General features: G+C 64.7%; 7 protein-coding genes. All 7 read right to left on the bottom strand.

Features of this window, described 5'->3' with window-relative positions:
• A partial coding sequence (locus FJZ36_17485; GenBank protein ID MBM3216692.1) for a chromate transporter occupies positions 1-522 on the bottom strand: 522 nt, incomplete at its 3' end.
• 7 nt (positions 523-529) lie between these two features.
• Positions 530-742: a 50S ribosomal protein L31 gene (gene rpmE, locus FJZ36_17490; GenBank protein ID MBM3216693.1), complete on the bottom strand. Its 213-nt coding sequence runs from the start codon at positions 740-742 to the stop codon at positions 530-532.
• A 49-nt stretch (positions 743-791) separates the two neighbouring features.
• Positions 792-2,120 carry a transcription termination factor Rho gene (locus tag FJZ36_17495; GenBank protein MBM3216694.1) on the bottom strand — a complete coding sequence of 443 codons (1,329 nt, stop codon included), beginning with the start codon at positions 2,118-2,120 and terminating at the stop codon, positions 792-794.
• Positions 2,121-2,896: 776 nt separating this feature from the next.
• Complete coding sequence (locus FJZ36_17500) at positions 2,897-3,736, bottom strand: hypothetical protein (protein ID MBM3216695.1); 840 nt, start codon at positions 3,734-3,736, stop codon at positions 2,897-2,899.
• Between the two features lie 67 nt (positions 3,737-3,803).
• Positions 3,804-4,802 (bottom strand): riboflavin biosynthesis protein RibF, encoded by a 999-nt coding sequence (gene ribF, locus FJZ36_17505; protein MBM3216696.1) that lies wholly within the window; start codon positions 4,800-4,802, stop codon positions 3,804-3,806.
• On the bottom strand, positions 4,721-5,449 hold the full coding sequence (gene truB, locus FJZ36_17510; protein ID MBM3216697.1) for a tRNA pseudouridine(55) synthase TruB: 729 nt from the start codon (positions 5,447-5,449) through the stop codon (positions 4,721-4,723). Before truB ends, ribF begins: the two co-directional genes overlap by 82 nt.
• Positions 5,442-6,377, bottom strand: a 936-nt coding sequence (locus tag FJZ36_17515; protein ID MBM3216698.1) for a bifunctional oligoribonuclease/PAP phosphatase NrnA, incomplete at its 5' end; no start/stop codon positions are given. The genes truB and FJZ36_17515, both read right to left, overlap by 8 nt.

Genomic DNA, 6,377 nt, shown 5'->3' on the forward strand with positions numbered 1-6,377 from the left:
CAGGAACGCTCCAACTCCCGCGATCCCCGTCGTCGACATCCACCACATCCCTGCTAAGCTCAAACACACGCCGCCGACCGTCACCAGCACCGGTACGCTGGGCGCGACGAGCGCCCCGTTCCGCGGGAACGCCACGCCGGTGAAGCTCAGGAACGCCTCGACGAGCAGCGCGAGGACGGCAGGCTTCACGCCGCGCACGATGCTCTTGACGGCTGGGAGCTGGGCGTACTGCGTCAGCACTGCCGTGATGAGCACCATCCCGGTTATGGACGGCAGCAGGTAGGCGACGATCGCGACGAGGGCTCCCCACACGCCGGCTTGTTCGTAGCCGACGTAGACGACGACCTTCGTCGCGATGGGACCGGGGAGCACGTTGCCGGCAGCCCATCCGTCCTGGAACTGCTCGGCGGTCATCCATCCCTGCCGGTCGACGATCTCGCTCTGCATCGCAGAGGCGAGAGCGTGTCCCGAGCCGAAGATGAAGGTTCCCAGCTTCAGGAAGGTGAAGAACAAGCCAAGCATCGAGGGGCTAGGCTTGCGCTTTGAATCGGCGGTACTTCTGCTCGAACTTCTGCACGCGACCCTCGGTGTCGACGATCTTGCGCTGTCCCGTGAAGAACGGGTGGCAGCTCGCGCAGACTTCGACGCGCAGCCCGGTCTTGGTCGAGAAGGTCTCGTACGTGGCTCCGCAGACGCAGGAGATGGTGACCGTGTTCACGTTCGGATGGATGCCGGTTTTCATCGAGGTACGCGACCTTTCAGCGGCGAGGCGTTGATGCGAGCCGGGGGTTCTAGCCCTTCATCGACTCGAGGAACTCTTCGTTCGTCCGCGATTTGCGCATCTGCTCCTGGAAGAGCTCGATGGCTTCGCCAGGGGACGTCTTGGTGAGGAACTTGCGCAGGATCCAGACTTTGTTCAGCGTCGGAGGATCGATCAGCAGTTCCTCCCGGCGCGTCTTGGACTTGTGGACGTCCATCGGCGGGAAGGTTCGCTGCTCGAAGAGGTTGCGGTCGAGGTGGATTTCGGAGTTTCCGGTTCCCTTGAACTCCTCGAAGATGAAGTCGTCCATGCGGCTGCCCGTGTCGATGAGGGCGGTCGCGAGGATCGTCAGGCTGCCGCCCTCTTCCATGTTGCGGGCTGCGCCGAAGAACGCGCGGGGGCCCATCATCGCGGCGGAGTCGATCCCGCCGGTCATCGTCTTGCCGGTGTGCGGCGCGACGATGTTATAGGCGCGAGCCAGTCGCGTGATGCTGTCGAGGAGGATGACGACGTCCTTGCCGAACTCGACGGAGCGCTTCGCCTTCTCGATGACGATCTCGGCGACGGCGACGTGGCGCTCCGGCGGCTCATCGAAGGTCGAGCTGACGACTTCGCCGTGGACCGTCCGCTCCATCTCGGTGACCTCCTCCGGGCGCTCGTCGATGAGGAGGACGATCAGCTCGATGTCGGGATTGTTGGCGGCAACGCCGTGGGCGATGTTGCGGAGCAGGTGCGTCTTCCCGCCGAACGGCGGGGCGACGATCATGCCGCGCTGTCCCTTCCCGATGGGCGCCATCAGGTCGATGATGCGTGTGCTGATCTCGCCGGGGTCGTGTTCCAGCTTGATCAGGTCCGTCGGGTGGATGGGCGTCAGATTGTCGAAGAGGACGGTCTCTTTCGCCAGGTCTGGCTCGAACCCGTTGACGGATTCGATCTGGAGGAGGGCGAAGAGTCGCTCGTCTTTTTCGCCGCCGCGCTTGGGCGGGCGAATCTGCCCGCGCACGACGTGTCCGGTGCGGAGCCCGAACCGCCGCATCTGCGACGGCGATACGTAGATGTCCTCTTGGCTTTGCAGGTAGTTGTAGTTGGCGGAACGCAGGAAGCCGAATCCGCCTTCGGGGAGAATCTCCAGCACGCCTTCGCCGGTGAGCACGTCTCGCCCGTCCGCCTGGGTCTCGAGGATGCGGGCGATGATCTCCTGCTTCTTCAGACCGCTGTATCCGGCGACGTTCAGTTCGCGCGCCATCTTGTAGAGGTCTTGGACGGTCTTCTGCTGGAGCTGGCTGACGTCCACGCCCGGTTCTGTGGGCTGAGCGTCATAATCGCGGCTGGGATGGTGGTTTCTTCGTTGAGTTCTCATCTTGGTTCCCTATGCATCGAATGCATCACCGGCACGCCGCAGATGGCGTGTCGCTCGCGCTCCCTTCGGGGAAGGTGTCTGGACGCGAGCCCAACCGGAACGCGGACCGCGCACCCATCGTCTGGGTCGAGTGCCATGCTCCGGACATGATTGGCTCGTGCCGGCAGTGGGGTTCATTGCGGTGAGGTTCGAATGGACGTGGCAGCACGTCACCGAATCGCAGATGTCATGCGCGCTCGCTGGTCTCTACTGTGAGTTCGTCAACAGACAATCGGCACTTTGACCAAGGACATGGAGCCTCGGCAATGGGCGGGGCGACAGCTGGACGCTGCAATGTATGTCTCAGGGGCGAATCCTGCGGTCCCAATCTACCCGAACGCGCTGGTTCCCCACGCTGGGCACTTGCGCATGCACCCGCCGCATTCGGCGCGCATGCAGGAGGCGTTCGGACAACTGGAGATCGTCGGACGGGGATACGGAAACGCTAGCGTATTGTACTTCGTGGCTCTCGAAGCGTCAAGGATTTTGCTGAGATCGAGACACGAACTGCGACGAATCCGCCGCGAACGCGGATTCCATGCGGTTTCCCAAGTCGCGTCAAGGAACGCAACACGCCGAGATGCAAATCCTGTGTTGCCGCAGGCTTTGACGCTGTTGCGTCTCATGTGATATCCCAACCTCAGAGCAGGCGGATTGATCGGACATGCACAGGTGCTATGCTCGTCGATAGAGACGCGCGCCCATGCTGGAGAGGGGTTCGCTATGACGGCAAGCATCTACGTGCTGGCGTGGACGGCAGCCACGATCGGGCTCATCTCTGGGCTCGCGTGTCGGTATGCCGTCACGAACTGCCGAACCGAGCCGTACCTACGTTCTGGATCGGGCTGCGTCGCGCGCTCGATGACCTCCGCGAGCGCTGCTGACGCCGGGAACACGCTGCGCCAACGCTCGTCGATCTCCCGGCACAGCACGACAATCGCCAGCCGTCCCAGCGTATACACATTCGTGCGACCGTCGATCCACGCTCCGCGCTGGAACTCCTCGGGAGCCATCAGCCGCGACGAGCCGTAGTTGCGGTCCAGCTCCAGCGTGTAGCCTTCGCACCGACGGAAGAGCTCGAAGTCGAACAGCATCGTCGTGTCGGAGCCGGCATCGTAGAGGACGTTCCCGTCGTAGAAGTCCACGAACACCCAGCCGTCGTCGCTGATGACGGCTAGGGCGTCGTACGTCGTAGCGAGCAGGCGAAGGCGCTTCTCCAGCGCCATGTCGTAGATTCTCCGAGACTTGGCGAGCGTCCGAACGTCCTCGCCGTAGATGCGCTCGTAGACGAGGAGCGTTCCGTCCGCCGTCTCGACGCGATTCAGCAGACGGACGATGGCGGGGTGGAGCCGTTTCGAGCAGATGTCCGCGTCTTTGGCGAGTGTTTCGGCGTAGACCGAAGCCGCTGCCCACTTGGCGAAGTACGGTTGCCCGTCGGCGAGGACATGCCACGCCTGCGTGTCGGTACTCGACATGCTGACTTCGGTTGGCGTCACCGTGCACGTCTGGGCGAGGAACGAGGCGACGCCCAACGGCGTCTTCGTCGTGGTCAGGAGATGGGGTCGTTCAGGGCCCATGCGTTACCTGGTGGGAACCGGTGGGAAGGTATCGGTGCGACGGGTTCGTGGGAACACAGGTGCGCCGTCAGATGCCCAACACGGCGCGTGTCCGCGTGACATCCTGCCGCATCTGGGTCAGCAGCACGTCCACGGAATCGAACCGGAGCTCGTCGCGGAGCTTCTCGACGAAGGCCACCTCGATCTCTCGTCCGTACAGATCGCCCGCGAAATCGAGCAGGTACGCCTCCAAGACGACATCGGCTCCCCCGAACGTCGGGCGCACGCCGAGGCTGACGGCGGCTCCGTGCCGATCGTCTCCGACGACCGCCTCCGCCGCGTAGATGCCCAACGGAGGAAGCTGCTGGTCGCCCGTGTCCACGTTTGCCGTCGGGAACCCGAGCGTCCGCCCGCGCTTGTCGCCCTCGACGACGCGCCCATAGGCGGAGTAGCGACGCCCAAGCTGCGCCTGCGCCTCCGACAGGTCGCCGCGAGCCACCGCGCGCCGCACGCGGTCGCTGCTGATCGGCTTTCCCTCCCACGGAACCGGCGGGACGATCTCCAGGTCGAAGCCCAGACGCGACCCGAGCGACTGGAGCATCGCCGCATCCCCGCGAGCCATGAAGCCGAACCGCGCGCCATCGCCCACGACGAGCCCGCGCACGCCGAAGCGCTCGACGAGATGCGCGACGAAATCCTCGGCGGTCGTTTCGCGAAGCCGTTCATCGAACCGCGCCGCGATGGCGATGTCGAACCCGAACGACTCCAGCAACCGCAGCTTGAGCGGCAGCGGCGTCAGCGTCGTGGGACATCGCTCCGGCGCGAGCAGTCTAAGTGGGTGCGGGTGGAAAAAGACAACGCCTGCGTCGCAGTCGTGCCGACGAGCGGTCTCGCACACGCGACGGAAGATCGCCTGGTGACCCAAGTGCAGGGCATCGAACTTGCCAAACGTCAATATGGTGGGACGCCCGCCGTGAAGGGGCTCCCAGAATCCATCGACAACCCTCACGCGGTTCCCTCTCCAGCGCCGAGCGTCCCTCGTAGCGCTTCCAGCGGAACGATCCGTCCCAGAGCGTTGTCCGGACACGAGAGGACATCCGAGAGCGGCATGGCGTCCTCGACCCGGAAGGGCCCGCTACGCGTCCGCACGAGCTGGCTCAGATGCGCGCCGCATCCCAGCGCCTTGCCGATGTCGTGCGCCAGGCTGCGGATGTAGGTTCCACGAGAGCACACGACCCGGATGCGCACGTCGGGCAGCGCCACACTCAGCACCTCAAGCTCGGAGATGCGCACAGTACGCGGCGGACGGTCGACCACCTCGCCGCGCCGCGCGAGCTTGTAGAGCGGCTGCCCATCCCGCTTGAGAGCCGAGTACATCGGCGGAACCTGTTCGATGTCGCCGCGAAATGGTTCCATCGCCCGGTCGATCTCGACAGCCGACAGGTCCGGCACATCAGAGCGACCCGTGACTTCCCCGGCGGCATCGTACGTGTCCGTCTCGACGCCGAGCGTCAGTGTCGCGACGTACTCCTTGTCGTGGCTCTGGAGCGCCTCGAAAAGCCGCGTCGCCTTTCCGATGCAGACGAGCAGCACGCCCGTGGCGTCCGGGTCGAGGGTTCCGGCGTGCCCCGCCTTCCGAGCGCCGAGGGCGCGCTTGACGCGGGTGACAGCCGTCTGCGAGGTGATCTTGGGGGGCTTGTCCAAGTTCAGGACGCCGTCGATCGGTTCAGCCATTCGCTCGTTCGATCTCCGTAGCCAGGGCGGCAATGGCGCGCCGTTCCGCCTCGTCCATAGGCGGATCCAGCGTGCACCCGGCCGCGTATTCGTGTCCGCCGCCTCCCAGCGAAGCCGCAACGCCGTTGACGCGAACGGCTCCGCGAGCCCGGAAACTCACTTTGATCTTTCCGCTGGGAAGCTCGCCGAAGAACGCCGCCGCGACCACTCCGTCAACCGACCGCGCGTAGTCGCTGAACCCATCGACGTCTTCCAGGTCCGTTCCGGTCGCCCGGAACATCTCTTGGGTCACACGCATCGTGGCGATGGCTCCGTCGGCGCTCTGGCGCAGCGTTGCGAGCACCATGCCCAGCAGCCGCAGCCGCCGTTCCGGTTGCGCGCCGTAGATGCGCTCGTATGCGACGGCGGGCTCCACGCCCAGACGGATGAGCGCCGTGGCGACCTCGTGCGCGTGCGGCGTCGTGTTCGAGAACCGGAAGTTGCCCGTGTCGCCGATGATGCCCGCGTAGAGGCACTCCGCAATATCTCGGTCGATCTCGTCGCCGGACGCCTCGAACAGATCGAAGAGGATTTCGCACGTCGCGCACGCCTGCTGCACGACGCAGGCGATGTCAGCGAAGGGTTTTCCCGTCGCGTGATGGTCGATATTGATAATGGCGTGCTTCGGCGAAAGCCGATGTTCGAGTGTCTTGCCCAGTCGAGCTCGGTCGGACACGTCGAGAACGATCAGGGCGTCGGCGGTATCGAGCGTCGGTTCCTGGCGCATGCGACGGACCCCGGGGAGCCAGTGCGTGATCCTCGGCGGAGGGCTCTCGTTGACGATCTCGACGGTCTTCCCGCGCTGCTCTAAGAACCTTGCCAGCGCCAGTTGGGAACCGATGGCGTCGGGATCCGGATGGATATGCGAGGAGATCCAGAACGAGTCGTA

The sequence above is a fragment of the Candidatus Poribacteria bacterium genome (genome assembly GCA_016866785.1).
Lineage (GTDB): Bacteria > Poribacteria > WGA-4E.